The sequence below is a fragment of the Staphylococcus sp. acrmy genome (assembly GCF_022690565.1).
Lineage (GTDB): Bacteria > Bacillota > Bacilli > Staphylococcales > Staphylococcaceae > Staphylococcus > Staphylococcus caledonicus.
Genome location: NZ_JALCVE010000001.1, coordinates 124,650 through 141,103, shown reverse-complemented (window position 1 = coordinate 141,103; position 16,454 = coordinate 124,650). Strand labels below are relative to the sequence as shown.

At 36.1% G+C, this 16,454-nt stretch carries 14 protein-coding genes and 1 riboswitch; of the genes, 10 read left to right on the top strand and 4 right to left on the bottom strand.

Translation table 11 applies throughout. The features are described from left to right. Positions 1-70 precede the first annotated feature (70 nt). Positions 71-1,546: an alkaline phosphatase gene (locus FH144_RS00645; protein ID WP_242313229.1), complete on the bottom strand. Its 1,476-nt coding sequence runs from the start codon at positions 1,544-1,546 to the stop codon at positions 71-73. Positions 1,547-1,853: 307 nt separating this feature from the next. Between FH144_RS00645 and FH144_RS00640 the strand changes: the two genes are divergently transcribed. The 6 genes from FH144_RS00640 to FH144_RS00615 all read left to right on the top strand — a co-directional run bounded on the left by FH144_RS00640 (position 1,854) and on the right by FH144_RS00615 (position 7,688). Further along, positions 1,854-2,018, top strand: a complete 165-nt coding sequence (locus FH144_RS00640) for a hypothetical protein (protein WP_198611831.1) — start codon at positions 1,854-1,856, stop codon at positions 2,016-2,018. 15 nt (positions 2,019-2,033) lie between these two features. Continuing rightward, positions 2,034-2,699 (top strand): response regulator transcription factor, encoded by a 666-nt coding sequence (locus tag FH144_RS00635; RefSeq protein ID WP_242313228.1) that lies wholly within the window; start codon positions 2,034-2,036, stop codon positions 2,697-2,699. Positions 2,700-2,704: 5 nt separating this feature from the next. Beyond that, positions 2,705-3,601, top strand: a complete 897-nt coding sequence (locus FH144_RS00630; protein ID WP_242313227.1) for a sensor histidine kinase — start codon at positions 2,705-2,707, stop codon at positions 3,599-3,601. Positions 3,602-3,744: 143 nt separating this feature from the next. Beyond that, positions 3,745-4,494 (top strand): ABC transporter ATP-binding protein, encoded by a 750-nt coding sequence (locus tag FH144_RS00625; protein WP_242313226.1) that lies wholly within the window; start codon positions 3,745-3,747, stop codon positions 4,492-4,494. A 1-nt stretch (position 4,495) separates the two neighbouring features. Beyond that, entirely contained in the window at positions 4,496-6,487 is a 1,992-nt protein-coding gene (locus FH144_RS00620; RefSeq protein WP_242313224.1) for an FtsX-like permease family protein, read from the top strand. 88 nt (positions 6,488-6,575) lie between these two features. Continuing rightward, positions 6,576-7,688, top strand: a complete 1,113-nt coding sequence (locus FH144_RS00615; protein WP_242313222.1) for a DUF4064 domain-containing protein — start codon at positions 6,576-6,578, stop codon at positions 7,686-7,688. Between the two features lie 477 nt (positions 7,689-8,165). On the opposite strand, the gene FH144_RS00610 is transcribed toward FH144_RS00615, so the two are convergent. Continuing rightward, a complete protein-coding gene (locus tag FH144_RS00610) occupies positions 8,166-9,467 on the bottom strand; it encodes an LLM class flavin-dependent oxidoreductase (protein ID WP_242313220.1) in 1,302 nt (433 codons plus the stop codon). A gap of 48 nt (positions 9,468-9,515) precedes the next feature. Continuing rightward, on the bottom strand, positions 9,516-10,265 hold the full coding sequence (locus FH144_RS00605) for a 3-oxoacyl-ACP reductase (protein ID WP_242313217.1): 750 nt from the start codon (positions 10,263-10,265) through the stop codon (positions 9,516-9,518). A 134-nt stretch (positions 10,266-10,399) separates the two neighbouring features. Further along, a riboswitch (TPP riboswitch) is annotated at positions 10,400-10,501 on the bottom strand. Between the two features lie 253 nt (positions 10,502-10,754). Here FH144_RS00605 and FH144_RS00600 point away from each other — a divergent pair. Together FH144_RS00600 and FH144_RS00595 are read left to right on the top strand one after the other, a co-directional pair. After that, positions 10,755-11,945, top strand: coding sequence for a 5,10-methylene-tetrahydrofolate dehydrogenase (locus FH144_RS00600; protein WP_242313215.1), 1,191 nt, complete (start codon positions 10,755-10,757; stop codon positions 11,943-11,945). Then, on the top strand, positions 11,942-13,054 hold the full coding sequence (locus FH144_RS00595) for a 5,10-methylene-tetrahydrofolate dehydrogenase (protein WP_242313213.1): 1,113 nt from the start codon (positions 11,942-11,944) through the stop codon (positions 13,052-13,054). Before FH144_RS00600 ends, FH144_RS00595 begins: the two co-directional genes overlap by 4 nt. Before the next feature lie 87 nt (positions 13,055-13,141). Here FH144_RS00595 and FH144_RS00590 read toward each other — a convergent pair whose 3' ends face one another. Further along, on the bottom strand, positions 13,142-13,321 hold the full coding sequence (locus FH144_RS00590) for a hypothetical protein (RefSeq protein ID WP_198611841.1): 180 nt from the start codon (positions 13,319-13,321) through the stop codon (positions 13,142-13,144). Positions 13,322-13,585: 264 nt separating this feature from the next. On the opposite strand from FH144_RS00590, the gene FH144_RS00585 reads away from it, so the two are divergent. After that, positions 13,586-14,317, top strand: coding sequence for a phosphoadenylyl-sulfate reductase (locus tag FH144_RS00585; protein ID WP_107507019.1), 732 nt, complete (start codon positions 13,586-13,588; stop codon positions 14,315-14,317). Positions 14,318-14,568: 251 nt separating this feature from the next. Further along, positions 14,569-16,443 (top strand): assimilatory sulfite reductase (NADPH) flavoprotein subunit, encoded by a 1,875-nt coding sequence (locus FH144_RS00580; RefSeq protein WP_242313211.1) that lies wholly within the window; start codon positions 14,569-14,571, stop codon positions 16,441-16,443. Positions 16,444-16,454 lie beyond the last annotated feature (11 nt).

Here is a 16,454-nt window from a genome sequence, read left to right as displayed (position 1 = left end):
AGAAAAAGTATAAAGGAAGTATTGATAAAAGAAAAGCGTCCTCCGAGGAGGGCGCTTTACAAATGCTAGTTTATTGTTGACTTTGATTCATGCTAACATCGTTTGCGAAGAAGTCGAAGATGTTTTTCGCGCTATCAGTATTATCGTTGTTACCTAAGAATTTATCTTCGCCTGGGCCGTGAGCGTAAGTGTTCACGTCTTCACCAGTATGACCGTAAGTTGTCCAACCTGTATGTGATTCATCATTGATTGGTTTTTGAATAGCATCTTGTAATTTTGTTGTTGCTTCGGCGATTTTAGGGTCGTCTTCATTTTTAGCTTTCGACTTAACGTCTTTAAGTTCTTTAGCTGCATCTTTAACTTTGTCTAATTGGTCGTTAGGGAATTCGATGCCATAACCTTTGCTAATTACTTTTTCAGGGTCTTTGCCATCTGCAATTTGTTCTGTCATGTAAGAACCAGTATGTTTCATTTTGTGAATCGCTTCTGGATTCCAGACGTAGTCTTTACCTTTAGCGATAGATAAGCCACCAGTAGAATGGTCGGCAGTCGCTACAACTAATGTATCTTTATGTGTATCAGTGTAGTCAATCGCATTTTGGAATGCTTTGTCAAAGCCACCCATTTCCGACATAACACCAGTAATATCGTTAGGATGTCCGGCTTTATCGATTGAAGCACCTTCTACCATTAAGAAGAAGCCTTTATCGTTTTTCTCTAATTTAGATAATGCACTGTTTTCCATATCAACTAATAATGGATTCTTTTTCGGCGCATCTAGTTGTAATGGCATATTTTCCTCTGAAAATAATCCTAATACTTGATCGCTTTGAGAGTTGGCTAAATCTGTTTTATTTGTCACATAATCATAGCCGTCTTGTTGGAATTTTTTCTTTAAGTTACCATTTTCTTTACCGAAATATTTAGAACCGCCACCTAAAATAACGTCAACTTTATGTTGGCCGTTAATTTTATCATTGTAAAATTGTTGTGCAATTTCATCTTTCTTATCACGGTCATCTACATGGGCAGCGTATACGGCCGGTGTTGCATCTGTTACTTCAGCAGTAGTGACTAAGCCAGTAGATTTTCCATTTTCTTTAGCTTGTTCTAATACAGATTTCAGTGGTTTTTTATCATTATCAACTGAAATCGCGCCATTATATGTTTTTTGACCTGTCGCAAAAGCAGTACCACCTGCTGCTGAGTCGGTTACATTTTCTTTAGGATCATTTGGATTCGTACGATTGGTACCTTTTAAATACTTATCAAAAGCAGTTTGGTCTAGTTCTTTAGTATTTGGATCATCTGCATAGTAACGGTAAGCTGAGTTATAAGAAGGTCCCATCCCGTCACCAACCATGAAGATAACGTTTTTAGGATTTTCAGTGTTACCAATTGCCATGTAGTCGCCATCTTGACCTTGTTGGCCTTGATTTCCTTCACCTGGACTAGATGCAAATGAAAGTTGAGTAGTTCCTAATACTGATGCAGCTAAGATTGTACTTGCCACTGTAGTTTTACCAAATTTGTTAATGAAACGCATTGTTATAAAGCCCCCTAATATGTATATCATCTTGTACTACATCTTTAATATTAAAGAACTTAATTTGATTTAAAGTTAGTATAAAGTTATTTTTAAGTAAAGCTATTGTAAACAATTATTAACTGCAAGAATTAATTCTATTTTTATTTTTTTCTAAATAGGAAAAATATCGTTTTGTACAATAAAACGTAGCGTGAGCTTTATTGAATAACACAGTAGAGTAAACGTGTTCATTTTTCATTAAAAGTTGTAAAATAGAAATTGAATTAACTGTAAGCACTATATAGAAAAGTAGAGGTGTCTACCAATGATATTTATTATGTTATCGCCATTACTCATCATTGGATTTATAGCATTATCAATTATGGAAGAAAGAAAACGTAAAGCTAAAACACGTGATAAAGAAGACGAATTTGAAAAAGAGAAAAATAAACTGTCTAATCCTGACTACACAGATGAACATAAAGAATAATAAAGGGTGAAACTTATGAAAGTATTGATTGTGGAAGATGACTTTGTCATAGCGGAAAGTCTAGAAAACGAGTTGTCCCAATGGAACTATGACGTCATTGTGGCGAAACAATTTGATAATATTCTTGAGTATTTCAAGGTCCATCAACCACAACTGGTCTTGCTAGATATTAATTTACCAACATTTAATGGTTATCATTGGTGCCAAGAGATTCGTAAGGAATCTAATGTGCCAATTATCTTTATCAGTTCACGTACAGATAATATGGATCAAATCATGGCGATTCAAATGGGTGGCGATGATTTTATCGAGAAGCCATTCAATTTATCTTTAACGGTGGCTAAGATTCAAGCGCTCTTACGTAGAACCTATGATTTAGCGGTCTCTCATAATGAACTCACTGTACAAGGTTGTCAACTCGTCGTGGACAAAGCAACGCTATATCATAATAATGAATCTGTTCAACTATCTTTTACAGAATTACAGATTCTACAAATGCTTTTCCGTAATGAAGGCAAGTATGTTAGTCGTACGGCGTTGATTGAAAAGTGTTGGGAGTCGGAGAATTTCATAGATGACAATACATTAGCGGTAAATATGACGCGTTTGCGTAAGAAATTACAATCCATAGGTGTGAAAGATTTGATTGAAACGAAGAAGAATGTCGGATATAAGGTGTAAGCGTGATGTTAAGAGCATTTATTAAATCAATTATTAATGAATTGAGTATTGTCGCTATCACTTTATTGCTATTTGGCCTTATATTTTTCTTATTTGATTTACCGTTTGGCGCGTTTTTCTTAGGCACTTCGATTATTGTATTTGTCATGGTCATTTACTGGCTTGTAAAATTAAGTGGTTTTAAGGAACAAGAGAATTTAAAAGAAACGAAGCTCGAACTAGAACAAGAGTTACAACGTGTGAAAAGTGCGCAAACTGATTATCAAGCTAATGTAGAGAATTATTTCTTAACATGGGTACATCAAATTAAGACACCGATTACCGCTTCGAAGCTATTGTTAGAGCGCAATGAAGATAATGTTGTGAACCGGGTACGGCAAGAGATTATCCAAATTGATAATTATACGAGTTTAGCCCTAAGTTATTTAAAATTGATGAATCAAGAAACGGATATGTCCTTTTCAAAAGTAACGATTAATGAACTTATCCGTCCGTTAATTATGAAATATTCGATTCAATTTATCGACCAAAAAACTAAAATCCATTATGACCGTTATGAAGCGGAAGTTCTTACAGACGTGCAATGGTGTTCGATTATGATTGAACAGCTTCTCAATAATGCGTTGAAATATGCGCGAGGCAAAGATATTTGGATTACCTTTGATAGTGACACTAACATCTTATCGATTCGTGATAACGGTGTAGGTATCAGTCAAGCCGACCTTCCTAAAATCTTTGATAAAGGCTATTCAGGGTACAATGGTCGTTTGAATGATAAATCCAGTGGTATTGGTCTCTTTATCGTGAAACATATTTCCCGTCATTTACATCATAAAGTAGACGTACAATCCGAACTAGGTAAAGGTACGCGCTTTTGCGTTCATTTTCCACAAACAACATAAACTTTCAATATTGTAAGTTAGCCAACAACATTTGTAAGAAAATATCAATGTTGTTGGCGCTTTTTTGTTTTATTATAGAATTAACACTTAACAGTAGAGTCGAATGGTGAAGTTCATTTTCAAAGAAGAGGAGAAACAAAGTGATGTTGTTAGACGTGAAAAATGTGAAAAAGGTCTTTGGCAGAAGATTAAATGCGACGACTGCGCTAAATGGTATCTCATTTAACATACATAAAGGCGAATTTGTAGCTATCATGGGCGAGTCGGGTTCGGGGAAGTCTACCTTACTTAACTTAATTGCTACATTTGATAAAGCGACAGAGGGCAGGATTATTATTAATCAACAAGATGTGCGTGATTTACGTAATAAGCAAGTGGCTCATTTCCGACGTGATAATCTAGGCTTTGTCTTTCAGGATTTCAATGTCTTACCTACAATGACGAATAAAGACAATATGTTGATGCCGCTTGTCTTAGCCAATCGTTCACATAAGGTGATGGAAGCGCGTATAGCGAAACTGAGTGAGGAACTTCATATTCAGGATTTATTACATAAGTATCCTTACCAAATTTCTGGTGGGGAACAACAACGAATTGCTATTGGTCGGGCGCTGATTAATGAACCAGATATTCTCCTTGCTGATGAGCCGACTGGTGCGCTTGATTCTAAGACGTCGAAGAATATTATGACCCTTTTCCGAGAACTTAATAGGAATAACCAAACAATTCTAATGGTGACACATTCAACAGTAGATGCTTCTTATGCGAAGCGGGTGTTATTTATTAAAGATGGTCGGTTGTATCATGAAATTTATCGTGGAGAAGAGGCACGACAAGATTTCCAAAAGCGAATTGCCGACAGTTTAGCTATCTTGAATGAAAGAGGGAACTAAGATGACGTTACGCATGTTAGGGAAGATGATTCTACAAAACTTCAAAATGCAACGCCATGTTATTCTGCCTTTCATCCTAGCGTTAAGCATGATGTTCGGGACGGAGTTTATCCTATTATCGCTCAATATGAATGAGTATGTGCGTGAACGTAGCCAATTATTACCAGGGTTTGTCGCAATAGGTAATATCTTCATGTGTATGCTAGGTTTTATCTTTATTTTATATGCGAACCGCTTCATGATGAAACGGCGTCAACAAGAGCTTGCTATGAATATGATTTTAGGTATGGAAAAGAAGCACTTCCGCATCGTTATGTTTATAGAAATGGTGTATCAATATATTATCATTGCCGTGTTAAGTATCACGGGTGGCTACTTATTTGGTGCCCTTATTTTTATGCTATTAAATAAATTAATGCAACAAACAGGCATGTCACTTATGGATTATCCTTTTAATCTTAAGGCGATGGTCTATACGTTATTGATGCTCGCGTTTGTCATGTTATTCCTATTTAGCCTTAACAATATCAAGATTCTATTTCAAAGTCCGATTAAATTAATTACCCAACGACAAAAGACAGAAAAAAGGTTACCGACACCTGTACTGTACCTATTATTTATTATTGGTTTAAGCGCGTTAATTGGAAGCTATCATATTGCTTTAAGTGATCAACTGATTATTCGGTCACTTTATAATTTATTTGGTGCTATTTTACTCGTCATGATAGGAACGTACTGTTTATTTATGTCGTTAGGCATTCTACTTCTTGATTGGCTCCAACGGTTACCAAGAATTTACTATAATCCGAAATACTTTTTCACAATCTCGGGATTACGTTCAAGAATGAATTCTAATGCGGTAGGTCTAGCGAGTATCACGATGTTATGTACCTTTTTAATTGTCACGTTAGGGATGAGTGTCTCGACGTATAGAGGGATAGAACAACGTTTAGATACACTAATGGCGACGCAATATAGAGTGACGTTAAATGGTAATATTCATAATGATAAAGAGGTTCAAAAGAAGGCGAAGCATATTGAACAGGATATTAGAAAACATGCTAAGGTAGACTTCTTCAGAACCAATACGGTGAGCATGATAGCGGCAGATTATAGGGCGAATGGCGTATTGCTTCCACGAGAGAATAAATTTTATTCTATGGGGTTAAAAAGTGCCTTTCTTATTATTATGACGCAACATGATTACAATGAGCTGAATACTGAGAAAGTTCACTTGAAGCCTAATGAGATGGGATTAAGTAGTGATAGTTTATTATTTAAAAAGTTGAATAATGTGAAGCTAATGAATGAAACGTTCACTGCCAAACAACTGAATGGCCATAATTATTCATTACCTGTGCCTGGGTCCTTAACGATTGTGACACCAGATAGTACCAGTTATCAACATATTACAAACTACTATATGAATAAAGATAAAAACGATAATAAAGATGTAAGTGATATAACAAGTTCATTTATTCATTTTAATATTATGACGAAAGATACATCGCATTTCGATAAAGTGAGTGGTCAACTCAGTAAAAAATATATAGCACAAATTGAAAGTAAAAAAGGAACAGGCGCATCACTTTATGAGTTAAATGGTTGTTTAATATTTATTGGTGTCGTGGTATCTATCATTTTATTACTGGGTACATTTTTAATGATGTACTATAAAAATATTGCGGAAGGTTACGAAGACCGACGAAATTATCAAATTATGCAGAAGGTAGGTATTGAAGAAGAGAGAATCAAAGCAACGATTAATAACCAAATCATGTGGATTTTTATCTTACCTATTATTGTAGCAACGATTCATGTCGTCTTTGCCTCAAAAATGATTTTTAATACATTAGGCATTCTTAGTATTAATAATGTAGGGATTTTTGCGACAAGTTATATTGGGGTGATCGTCGCTGTCATCATTATTTATGCCATAATGTATTGGATTACATCTCGTATATATTATTTTATTGTGAATAGTTATTCTTAAATTTTTTATAAAAAATTAGTTATACTTTTTAAAAATAAGTGTAACCTAGTAAGCGGTAGGGTATGAAATAAAAAAAGGAGGCGTAAATATGGCTAATTACTCAAATGAGTACACAGCATCAGGAAATACACATCAACGTAAAGTTAAACGCACAATCGAACATATTCTTACATGGGTTGGCGTTGTACTACAAGCATTAGTTGCTATACTATTTTTACTTGCTAAACCATTTTTAGGCAATGACAGCTTTAGAGATCAAATGGTTAGAGAAGCTCAAAAACAAGGTGAACAAATATCTACAACTGATATTAACCAAGGTTTTGACGCATTAAGTGGTGTAATCAACTTCTTCACATGGGGTGCGATTATTCCATTAATTTTAGCAATTATCGGTGGTCTTTTAATCAGTAAAGCACCAAAAATTGCAGGTATTTTAATCCTTATTGCAGGCTTTATCACTCTAGCATCAAACTGGATTAGTGTTGTTTTATGGATTATTGCAGGTATCATGTTACTAGTAAGAAAAGGTAAGAAAAAAGATACTTACGATAACCACTATTACGCAAATGACAATAAATATGATGACCATAACCGTAATCATAATGATCGCGATTATGACAATCATAACCGTGCTTATGACGACCGTCATGACAATAACTTCGATGATCGTCGCAATAACGACTATAACGATCGTTATGACAATGACCATGACAATCGCCGTCATAATAACGATGGCCATGACTATAATGATAGATATGATGATCGCCATCAAGACGACCGTCTTAATGTAGATAATCATGACCGTCACGCTGAACGTGAAGATATTAATAATGGCTATCGTGATTCAAATCATCGTGATGACTTACATCGTTCTAATGATGATGACTTCCAACGTAAGAACAATGCAGATTGGACATCTGAAAAAGATCGCCATGATGTAAGTGACGAACATGATCACCGTGATAACAATGAATTAGGTAGAGATTTAGCAAATAATGAAGAACGTCATTATAATGATGCTGATCGTTCTCAAGGTTATGATGAAGATAATCATTTCCGTCGTAGCGATAGATATAATGATGACAATCATGAATTTGATAATACTAATGAACGTCAAGACCGTCACCGTGACAACAACTTCTTACAAGATGAAACTCAAAAATTAAAAGATAAAAAAGACAATGACCCTTATAAATACTAGTCATTGATATATTAAAAGTGGGACGATAACTCGCCCACTTTTTTTATTTATATTAGTATATACCAATACTCCGTATTGTTTAGCTCGCTTTTCTAGGGTGCCGTCTCAGCCTACCCCAAATTTTAATTTGGGGCCCCGGTCTTCTACTGGCACTGCTCCCTCAGAAGTCTCGCTCACAATACTACGTATATACAAATAATTTAACGTTATCATTTTTAAAGTAATAAAAATTCTCAAGTTATCTTATACATAAAGTTCATTAGATAAAATACTTTGTATTGCTAATATTTTTTATCATAGTTCTTGCTAAAAAAATAATTACAAAGGGAGATACTCGCCTTATTTATAAATAAGGCGAAGGTGCTCCTAAGTTAGCATCTTCGCCTTTACGTTAATTTCTATTATATGGATATGGATAAATGAATTGGATAAATGAATGTCTATTTGGATAATAGTGAATATCTATAATTTGTTTAATTAATCTAACCCCAAGTGTTCTCTCAGGGTATGACCTGAATACTCTGTACGATACAAACCGCGACGTTGTAATTCAGGCACAATCAGTTCTACAAAGTCTTCTAAACTATGGGGAAGTGAAGGTGGCATTAAATTGAAACCATCTGCCACACCTTCATTGAACCAATACTCCATTTCGTCAACAATCTCTTCTGGCGTACCAATAAGGGTTAAATGGCCACCGCCAGCATTTAAATAGCCCAATAATTCACGTACGGTAGGCTGTGTGTCATTAATCATTTCAAGTATTGTTTCATAGCGACCAACAGGCCCACTAAATTCTTCAACTGGTGGTAAGTCGGGAACAGGTTCATCGAGTTCCCACTGACTACAATCCTGTTGGACAAAGAAGCTAAGTTGTTTTAAAGCCGTTTCAACAGACAATAATCCATCGAGTTCTGCTTTCTTTTCTAAAGCTTCTTCATGTGCCCGACCGACATAAGTCACTAACCCGGGAAATACTTTAATATATCTAGGATTTACAGTGGTCTTAGCCATTTCAGCATCTAGGCGTTCACGGTAACGGCGTGCTTGTTTAATATTCCAAGATACTGAATAAACAGCATCGGCATATTTCGTTGCTAAAGCGATGCCTTGCTTTGAAGCACCTGCTTGCATTGCAACGGGTTTACCTTGTGGACTTTGTGGGGTCGTTAACGGTCCACGCACTTGGAAATATTTGCCTTTATGTTGAAGCGGTTGAATATTTGAATTATCTATCAATGTACCTTGTTCACGATTAGGTTGAAAATCATCCGTAGACCAAGATTCAAACAAACCGTTCATGACGTGAGCGAATTCGTCAGCCTTTTCATAACGGATAGAATGGTCGGGTAAAGCAGGCATGCTATGGTTCTGAGCTTCTAAATCGGTCATAGAGGTTACCAGATTCCAACCGACACGACCTCCAGTAATATGGTCGAGACTTAAGAGTTGGCGAGCAACCGTAAATGGATTTGAAAATGTGCTCGAAATGGTGGGTACTAAGCCAACATGTTGTGTTACTTGCGAAATTGCTGTTAAGTTAATCAGTGGATCAAACCAAAAGCTTGGCATAGTAGTAAAGCCAGGATTAAATGATTGGTTATCGGCGAAGAACACGACATCAAATAAGCCTTTCTCTGATAGTTGAGCAAGATGTTGATAATAGGTAACATCTCCAACGCGCTCAATACTCGAATCAGGGTGTTGCCAAGCGGCCTGGTGATGACCACAACCATAAATCAAAATACCTATGTGTAAATGATGATTATCTTTAGGCATAGCTACATAAACACTCCAATTTGAAATCAGTCGTCGTTCATTGGTGGATTAATTCATCGTTAAACCGCCATCAACTGTTATATTTTGACCAGTAATACCACTAGCTGCTTCTGTGCTTAAGTATGCGATTAAGTTAGCTAAGTCTTGAGGTGTCGTTACTTTGCGTAGTGGTGTAGTTTGTGCGATTAAATCAAATACTTCCGGCGTCGTGACTGCACTCGCATCTGTGGTCTTTAATAAGCCACCAGACACGAGATTAGCAGTGATACCGTATTGTCCTAATTCGGCTGCTACATTACGTGTGAAACCAATTAATCCAGCCTTAGCCGTCGTATATTCATGATAAGGTACGACAGGGTTTTGATATAAATTAGTACCAATACTAATGACACTACCAGCACCGCGTTCGATAAATTGAGGTATCACACTTTGCGTGACATTAAACGCAGCTTTCAAAGTGCCGTCAATTTGTTGTTGATAATCTTCCCAAGTAAGATCTTTAAACGCTTTTTGTGCAACCGGATCAAACTTGAAATTAACTAACGCATTATTTACAACGACATCAATTTGGCCAAAGTGGTCTGTCGCTTCTTTAACTAAACGTTCCACGTCTTCACGTTGTGTCACGTCAGCTTGAATAGCAATAGCCTTTTCACCAATCTCAGAAGCAATCCGTTCAGCCGCCTCCTTACTATTGTTGTAATTAATCACGACTTGGAAGCCTTGCTCAGCCAATGTTTTAACAATGGTCGCTCCTAAACCGCGACTACTTCCTGTTACTAATACTGTTCTAGCCATGTATACCGTACCTCCGTACATCTCATTTACAGTAAAAAAATACGCAACCTTCACTAGAGGAAAGTTGCGTAAATAGTAGATGTTATACGTCTATATAAAGAGTTGACAAATTTGTCACATCTCAATATTTATCTAAAATTTATCCCACACTTTCCTACGCTAGTACGATCTAGTTCAGGTTCAAAGGGTTTAGAGCTTTACTCTATCTCAGTTAAAAAACACCCCTAGTGCATATATTTATACTATAGTTACAATTTATAAGTTTTAATTTAATAAGTCAAGGCTATTTAGTTAAGTGTGCCAAAAGTTAAGACGATTTCAATTAATATAATTATATTAACTAATTTGATAATAAAAAGTATTTGCAATTATATAAGATAGAGCTTACGCTTATTCAATGATTTGATATGTTCGTATAGTTTATACTTTTTGAAAATGCAGTTCTTAACTTAATCAAAATAAATAGTAAAACAAGAAAGGAGGGATATGATGGCGTATACCATTGGACTAATACCGTCACCTGGCGTGGCGCATAAACTAGTAGATAAAGCAGTACCTAAAGTTCAAAAGCTCTTACACGAGCGTATCGATGACAATCAACAATGGAACTTTGAAAGCAAAGTAGACTTGTTAATCGGTTCGGCGGAAGATGTGTACGAAAGTATCGATAAAGCTACCGACATGAAAGAACGTTACGGTTGGGATTTTGTCATTAGTATTACTGACTTACCAAGTATCTCTAATAATAAAGTAGTGATTAGTGACTACACTAGTGAGAGTCAAGTGTCTATGCTTTCATTACCGTCACTAGGGTGGATAGATTTAGAACGTAAATTAGTGAATAGCATAGCCACTCTAGTCGAACAACTTTATAGTGACAATACGAAAGAGAGACCGAAAGTACATCCGCTAATTCGTCCAGAGGCTGTCGACCCAAGAGAAGACGAGAGTTCGAAGCGACGTTACATTAATCGTTTTTTAATTTTAGGATGGTTGCAACTCATTTTAGGATTAACCCGCTCTAATGAACCATGGAAGACCATCTTCAACTTTAAAAAGATTATCTCCGTTGCTTTTGCGACTGGGACATATGTGTCCATCTTCTCGATGCCTTGGGAATTAAGTGTGCAATATTCACCGCTTCGATTTATCATTCTAATGCTTACGGCAATTATAGGTATGGCTGCATGGTTGTTTTATGCGCATCAATTAGGTGAACGGAAGACTGCTAAATCACAACGTGTCTACCGTTATATTTATAATTCTACAACCGTGCTCACTTTAATCATTATTACGGTAATGAACTATGTGATTCTTTATATCTTGTTAGCAATCAGTATTTCATTATTTGTACCTGTGAGTTTATTCAATAGTTGGACGAGTGCGAACCCAGATTTCACTTTTCTAAATTATGTAAAATTATTATGGTTTGTAGCTTCATTAGGCTTATTAGCCGGCGCGATGGGGTCTACAGTTGAGAACGAGGAGAAGATACGCAAGATTACGTATTCCTATCGTCAATATCACCGTTATAAAGAAGCGGAAAAAGAAGAACGTCAATCAAAATCACAAGATGAAACACAACAAGAAGTGGCACAAACGGCTTCTAATAAGCAAGTAAAAGATGAAGAACAATATGAAGGTAAAAAACAAGACCATAGAGAGGAGGATGAATCATGAGTGAAGAAAAGACCATTGGCTTAGTAGTAGCGCCTGGCGTGACTGAAAAATTAGCCGAGAGTTTAGTGGACGATATCCCTAATATCTTATCTAAACAGAATAATAACCAACATGACTGGAAAGTCGACCTCGTGGTTGATCCTCTTACTGGTTATGCCGAATCTGTAGAGAAAATCTTTAAGAAAATACAAGATTATCACGATAAAAGACAATGGGATTATGTGGTGGCAGTCACAGACTTACCGATGTTTCATAACCATCGTGTATTAGCATTAGATATTAATAAGAAAAATGGTGCGGCTATCTTCTCATACCCAGCGTTTGGTTGGCGTCCTGTTAAAAATCGTTTTAAACGATCAATCGTAGCCATTATTAATGAGGTACATCACTCTGAAGAACGTCATGAAGAGTATGATGAAGATGATGACGCCAAATATGCGATTAATAAACAATTTCCATTATCAAAAATTGATAAAACAGAAGTGTATTTAGATGAAACGGAAAACTATCATTTGCGTTACTTATCCAATTCACGTTCTGCAGGCATGATCCGTTTAGTCAGTGGGATGACCTTTGCGAATAATCCATTAAATATGATGGCGAGTTTAAGTAATATTGTCGCTATCGCTTTTACCACTGGCGCATTTGGTCTTATTTTCACTACAATGTGGCAGATGAGTATGGAATTCTCAATGTGGCGTCTATTCGGTATTTCAGTGATTGCCGTTATCGGTATGTTGATATGGGTCATGCTATCTCATGAATTATGGGAATCCACTAAAAAAAGTAATAATAAACGACTCACATGGTTATACAATTTAACCACAGTGATGACCTTATTTGTTGCCATTATTATCTATTATATTATTCTCTACACGTTGTTCTTAATTGCGGAACTTGTGTTGTTACCGCCAGACTTTTTAGGACAACAGGTAGGATTGAAAAGAGCAGCCGGCTTTGATTTATATTTAAGTATCCCATGGTTTGCAGCATCGATTTCAACCGTAGCTGGTGCCATTGGTGCAGGTCTATTAAATGATCAACTCATTAAAGAAAGCACGTATGGTTATCGTCAACAAATGCGTTACCATAACCGTGATGAAGATTGAGAAAAAACTAACATCTAAGGTAAACGCCTGACTAGATGTTAGTTTTCTTTAGTTAAGTAGTATGATAGTCGGAATTCGAGTTGAGTTTTATTTTTTTCTAGTGAAAAATAACATTATTAAGATAGAAACTGCTAATAATATTTGAGAAAAAGCTATAGAAACATTAATGACTTTAAACATTATCAAAATATTAATAATCATAATGATGATGACGATTAGTAATAAAATCATCTCAAAACGATTTAATTTTTTACGATTATCTTTCATTAAGTTTCCTCCTTATAATTATGTTGGAATACAAAATAATAAATTTGATTACATGAACCTGTACTTAATGCTAGTATAGGTTTTTTCTATAAACTATAAAATTACTTCGAGGTCATTTAGTTAAACCTTCACATTAAATAAGGAACTTTGTCAAAACGCCTTGACTTTCCATTTAAAAATGGTAAAGTATTAACATATTATTCTGACAATTCTGATAGGATTTGTTTAATAAATTTGTGAACAGTGAGGGGGAATCATAAGTTTATGTCAGTACAGAAAATTACGTATGAGAACTTTGAGAGCGACCCTTTCATCGATTCTATAACAGGTAACGACGCAACTAAAGGGGCCTATGAAATTCTAGATTGGGCTTATAGCACATATGGTGATTCCATCGTTTATTCATGTAGTTTTGGCGCAGAGAGTATGGTACTTATTGATTTGATTTCTCAAATTAAACCAGATGCTCAAATTGTATTTCTAGATACTGATTTACATTTTCAAGAAACTTATGATCTAATCGATAGAGTAAAGGAAAAGTATCCACAACTTCGCATCGAGATGAAGAAGCCAGATTTAACGCTAGAAGAACAAGCTGAGAAATATAATCCAGCTTTATGGAAGAATGACCCGAACCAATGCTGTTATATTAGAAAGATTAAACCATTAGAAGAAGTCTTAGGCGGGGCAGTCGCTTGGGTTTCTGGATTACGTCGTGCGCAGTCGCCTACACGTGCTAATACAAACTTTATTAATAAAGATGAGCGTTTTAAATCGATTAAAGTGTGTCCGTTAATTTATTGGACGGAGGATGAAGTGTGGGATTATATTAAGCAACACGAGTTGCCTTATAATACGTTACACGATCAACATTACCCAAGCATCGGTTGTATTCCATGTACATCTCCTGTATTTGATTCAAGTGATTCTAGAGCAGGACGTTGGTCTAATTTTGAAAAGACAGAATGTGGATTACATGTTGCAGATAAACCTTAAAATATAAGGTAAAATTTTTTAATTATAAAACATAGTATTCTGATAGGTTTTAAAAAGAAATTCTGAAATACGAGAGTCGGATAGATGGAAGTGGCTAAGACATTAATAATTAGTTCTTTGCGAAAATGATAAACGGCATCTGACGAGTATCCTAAACACTTTTGTCCCACCCTCTTGTATTTCTTACATAATAAAAATAGTATATTATTTATAATAGAAGATTATTTTTACGGAATAAGAGGTGGATACGATTGAATTTAAGTGTCACTAATAGCCCATTTACAGAAGGACAAGCCACACAAATTAATGAATTACTACAAACACTCACACCAGAACAAAAAGTTTGGCTAAGCGGTTATTTAGTTGCGAATCAACAATTTTCAACTAATGCATCAACTTCAACTCAATCACAAGCGCAAACTAGTACGCCAGGGCAAGGCGAACTGTCGGAAAGCACTGAAGCTATGCTTCAACAAAATGAACCAACTATGGTACCTGAGAAACGTGCTATCACATTGCTTTACGGTTCTGAAACAGGCAATGCGAAAGGCTTAGCCGAAATCTTTGAAGAACGTCTATCTAACATTGGGCATAAAGTAACGTTAAAAGCGATGGACGACTTTAAAGCTAAAAATCTTAAAAACGTTGAAGACTTATTTATCATTACGTCAACACAAGGCGAAGGTGACCCACCAGATAACGCTGCTGAATTGCACGAGTTTATCCACGGTAGAAAAGCACCGAAACTTGAATGTGTCAGATTCTCTGTTTTAGCGTTAGGTGACCAAACCTATGAATTCTTCTGCCAAACTGGTCGCGACTTCGATAGAAAGCTTGGAGAACTAGGTGCCGAAAGAATTTATGAACGTGTCGATTGTGACGTCGATTATGAAGAAGACGCTGAAAAGTGGATGGCCAACGTCATCAATGCGATTGATACAGAACCAGAAGGTACACAAAGTGAACAAGTAGTCAGCGAATCTATTAAATCTGCGAAAGAAAAGAAATTCTCTAAAGCGAATCCTTATGAAGCAGAAGTATTAGAGAATATTAACTTAAACGGTCAAGGCTCTAATAAAGAAACACGTCATATTGAATTCTTATTAGACAATTTTGGCGAAGAATATGAAGTTGGCGATTGTTTAGTCGTTTTACCACAAAATGATCCAGCACTAGTCGATTTATTAATCAGTACACTTGGCTGGGACCCAAATGAACAAGTTTCAATTTCAGATGAAGGTGACACGCTATCATTAGAAGAAGCGCTAACGTCTCATTTTGAAATTACAAAATTAACTAAACCGTTACTACTCAATGCGGCATCATTCTTCGACAATGATGAACTTTCAGAAAAAACTGAAGATAGAGAATGGGTTCAAAATTACATCGAAGGTCGTGACTTCATCGACTTATTAAATGACTTCGCAACAACTGAATTACAACCGGAGAACTTATATCAATTACTTAGAAAACTCCCACCTAGAGAGTATTCAATCTCAAGTAGTTACCAAGCGTTACCGGATGAAGTACACATCACCGTTGGAGCAGTAAGATATAACACGCATGGTCGAGATCGCTCAGGCGTCTGCTCAGTACAATTTGCGGAACGTATTCAACCAGGTGATACAGTGCCGATTTACTTAAAACGTAATCCTAACTTTAAATTCCCTACAGAGGGAGACACACCAGTGATTATGATTGGTCCTGGTACAGGGGTTGCACCATTTAGAGCGTATATGCAAGAACGTGAAGAACGTGGCTTTAAAGGCAACACATGGTTATTCTTTGGAGACCAACACTTCACAACTGACTTCTTATACCAAACTGAATGGCAAGAGTGGTTGAAAGATGGAGTCCTAGGTAAAATGAATGTCGCTTTCTCACGTGATACAGATGAAAAAGTTTATGTACAACATCGCATTGTAGAGCACAGTGAAGAATTTAATCAATGGCTTCAAAATGGGGCTTCAATTTATATTTGTGGCGATGAGAAACATATGGCTAAAGATGTACATCAAGCGATTCGCAACGTCTTAGTGAAAGAACAAAACTTGTCTGAAGAAGAAGCAGAAGACTATTTAAAACAAATGAAAAAAGATAAACGTTATCAACGAGATGTGTACTAAAGAAAGGGTGG

Bases quoted from the DNA above. Each gene is read 5' to 3' on its own strand.
- FH144_RS00590 (WP_198611841.1), bottom strand. From the start codon at position 13,321: ATGAAAGATAATCGTAAAAAATTAAATCGTTTTGAGATGATTTTATTA.
- FH144_RS00645 (WP_242313229.1), bottom strand. From the start codon at position 1,546: ATGCGTTTCATTAACAAATTTGGTAAAACTACAGTGGCAAGTACAATC.
- FH144_RS00630 (WP_242313227.1), top strand. From the start codon at position 2,705: ATGTTAAGAGCATTTATTAAATCAATTATTAATGAATTGAGTATTGTC.
- FH144_RS00620 (WP_242313224.1), top strand. From the start codon at position 4,496: ATGACGTTACGCATGTTAGGGAAGATGATTCTACAAAACTTCAAAATG.
- FH144_RS00610 (WP_242313220.1), bottom strand. From the start codon at position 9,467: ATGCCTAAAGATAATCATCATTTACACATAGGTATTTTGATTTATGGT.
- FH144_RS00635 (WP_242313228.1), top strand. From the start codon at position 2,034: ATGAAAGTATTGATTGTGGAAGATGACTTTGTCATAGCGGAAAGTCTA.
- FH144_RS00600 (WP_242313215.1), top strand. From the start codon at position 10,755: ATGGCGTATACCATTGGACTAATACCGTCACCTGGCGTGGCGCATAAA.
- FH144_RS00615 (WP_242313222.1), top strand. From the start codon at position 6,576: ATGGCTAATTACTCAAATGAGTACACAGCATCAGGAAATACACATCAA.
- FH144_RS00640 (WP_198611831.1), top strand. From the start codon at position 1,854: ATGATATTTATTATGTTATCGCCATTACTCATCATTGGATTTATAGCA.
- FH144_RS00625 (WP_242313226.1), top strand. From the start codon at position 3,745: ATGTTGTTAGACGTGAAAAATGTGAAAAAGGTCTTTGGCAGAAGATTA.
- FH144_RS00595 (WP_242313213.1), top strand. From the start codon at position 11,942: ATGAGTGAAGAAAAGACCATTGGCTTAGTAGTAGCGCCTGGCGTGACT.
- FH144_RS00605 (WP_242313217.1), bottom strand. From the start codon at position 10,265: ATGGCTAGAACAGTATTAGTAACAGGAAGTAGTCGCGGTTTAGGAGCG.
- FH144_RS00585 (WP_107507019.1), top strand. From the start codon at position 13,586: ATGTCAGTACAGAAAATTACGTATGAGAACTTTGAGAGCGACCCTTTC.